This is a genomic window from Actinosynnema sp. NPDC023658 (assembly GCF_040639995.1).
GTDB lineage: Bacteria > Actinomycetota > Actinomycetes > Mycobacteriales > Pseudonocardiaceae > Actinosynnema.
Genome location: NZ_JBFAAX010000776.1, coordinates 1 through 2,672, shown reverse-complemented (window position 1 = coordinate 2,672; position 2,672 = coordinate 1). Strand labels below are relative to the sequence as shown.

The 2,672-nt window shown below is 70.3% G+C and carries 2 protein-coding genes; both read left to right on the top strand.

Annotation, left to right across the window (positions count from 1 at the left end; genetic code table 11):
- Positions 1 to 873: cellulose binding domain-containing protein (locus AB0G02_RS34595; protein WP_360802942.1), on the top strand; the 873-nt coding region annotated here is incomplete at its 5' end.
- 303 nt (positions 874 to 1,176) lie between these two features.
- Entirely contained in the window at positions 1,177 to 2,634 is a 1,458-nt protein-coding gene (locus tag AB0G02_RS34590) for an RICIN domain-containing protein (RefSeq protein ID WP_360802939.1), read from the top strand.
- Positions 2,635 to 2,672: the final 38 nt, after the last annotated feature.

Below are 2,672 nucleotides of genomic sequence, written 5' to 3'. Positions count from 1 at the left end.
CTGGACTACCTGACCCAGCGCAGCTCCGTGCGGGACCGCGTCGACGCGAGCCGCACGGCGGTCATGGGGCACTCCATGGGCGGCGGCGGGGCGGCGGCGGCCTCCCTCCAGCGGCCGACGCTCAAAACCGCGATCGGCCTGGCGCCGGCCAGCTTCTCCCAGAACCTGACCACCACCAAGGTCCCGACCATGCTGCTGTCCGGGCAGAACGACACCACGGTCTCCCCGTCCAGCGTCCTGAACCTGTACAACGGGATCCCCGCCGGCGTCGAGAAGGCGTACCTGGAACTCGCCGGTGTCGGACACCTCTTCCCCACCTCGAACAACCCCACGATGATGCGAAACATCATCCCGTGGTTCAAGATCTTCGTGGACAGCGACACCCGCTACACCCAGTTCCTGTGCCCGCTGTGGAACACGAACGGCATCAGGACCTACCAGAGCACCTGTCCTCTCGTGCCCTCCACGCCGCCGACCAGCACGACCACTTCCACTTCTACGTCCACGTCGACCACTACGACGACACCGACGTCGACCACCACGACCACGACCACCACGACCACCACATCGGTGCCGGCGGGCGCGTGCAGCGCGACCTACCGCACCGCCAACTCGTGGTCCGGCGGCTACCAGGGCGAGGTCACGGTGACCGCGGGCGGCTCGGGCACCAACGGTTGGACGGTCGGCTGGACGTTGGGCAGCGGTGAGGCGATCACGCAGGTCTGGAACGGCACGCTGACCACCGGCGGGTCCACCGCGTCCGTGCGCAACGCCTCCTACAACGGCTCGCTGGCGGCGGGCGCGTCGACGACGTTCGGCTTCATCGGCAGCGGCGCACCGCCCACTTCGGCCTTCTCCTGCGCCAGCCCGTAGCGGGAGTCCCGGACCGCGGGGAGGGCCGGTGCCCACCGGCCCTCCCCGCGCGCGCTTCCCGTCGAACACGTCGTGGTGGCCATCTTCCCTGGTGAGGGCGGTCCGCCCATACGAGATGCGGCCGTTGACGGTCGCGCGAGTCCGTCGCGACCATTTCGCCGAGGGAATCCCGCCCGGTGCGGCACCGGGTGGCGCCTCAGGCGAAAGGCAAGGCACAGACATGACACTGCCGTCATGCGGTGCGCTCAGGCGAGCGGTCGTCCCCGGGTCACGGGGCGGCGCGAGGAACGGAGAGCACCGACCATGAGAACCCCTTCGTTGCTGGCGCTCACCGCCGGGCTGGTCGCCGCGCTCGCGCCGATCGCGCCCGCGGCCCAGGCGGCCACCGTCGACACCACGGCCACCTACGCGCTCGTCGCCCGGCACAGCGGCAAGGCCATGCAGGTCCAGTCCACCGCCGACGGCGGCGCCGTCGTCCAGTCGACCAGGACCGACGCGCCCGCGCAGCAGTTCCAGTTCCTCGACTCCGGCGGCGGGTACTTCCGGCTGAAGTCCCGCTACAGCGGCAAGGTCGTGGACGTCTCCGGCTCCTCGACGGCCAACGGCGCGGACGTCGTGCAGTGGACCGACAACAACGCCGCCAACCAGCAGTTCAGCCTGGTCGACACCGACAGCGGGTACGTCCGGGTCGTCAACCGCAACAGCGGCAAGGCCCTGGACGTGTGGGAGAAGTCCACCGCCGACGGCGCGCGGATCTCCCAGTACGACATCAACGGCGGCACCAACCAGCAGTGGCAGCTCGTCCGGCTCGGTGGCGGCACGGTCACCGGCAACGGCGCCCCGACCGACCCGAACGTCAAGTACTTCGGCCGGTGGAACACCGCCGACCCCACCGCGTACGTCTCCGAGTGGGCCGGGGCCTACGTGCTCGTCGGCTTCACCGGCCGGACGGTGAAGCTCAAGCAGCGCAACGCGATCGACTTCTTCGTCAGCATCGACGGCGGGCCGGACGTGTCCTACGTCAACCGCAGCGGCACGGTGGACCTCACGCCGACCCCGCTGGCGGCGGGCAACCACACGCTGCGGGTGTCGTACCGGCCGATCGCCGGGTCCTACCACGGTGACGCGGTCTACCGGGGCATCCAGCTCGACTCGGGCGCCGGGACGTTCGCCCCCGCCGTGCCGTCGAAGATCATCGAGTTCGTCGGGGACTCCATCACGGTCGGCCAGCTGTCGTCCAAGCAGGCCCTGACGGCCTACGGCTGGCTGGTCGGTGAGCGCCTGGGCGCGGGCCACACGCAGATCGCCGTGGGCGGGGCGTGCCTGGTCTCGGCGGCGGACGGCTGCATCGGCATGAGCGACCGGTTCCTGCGCACCGGCTTGCAGCCCGACGCCACGAACTGGGACTTCTCCCGCTACCGCGCCGACGCCGTGGTGATCAACCTCGGCACGAACGACGTCGGGCACAGCGTGACCGGGTCGCAGTTCCAGTCCGCCTACGTGACGCTGATCCAGCGCGCGCGGCAGAAGTACCCGACCGCCACGATCCTGGCGATGCAGACCTTCCGGAAGCGCTTCATCCCCGAGACGCAGGCGGCGGTGCGGATCGTCAACGACCCGAAGGTGCAGTTCGTCGACACCACCGGGTGGATCGTCGAGTCGACCGACACCGTGGACAACGTCCACCCCAACGACCAGGGTCACCGCAAGATCGCCGACCGCCTCGCCCCGATCCTGTCGGCGGCGCTGGCCGCCGGCTGAGCCACCCCGGTCCCACCTTCCCGCTCCACGTCCGGGAC

Coding starts and splice junctions, on each gene's coding strand:
- AB0G02_RS34590 (WP_360802939.1), top strand. CDS start 1,177: ATGAGAACCCCTTCGTTGCTGGCGCTCACCGCCGGGCTGGTCGCCGCG.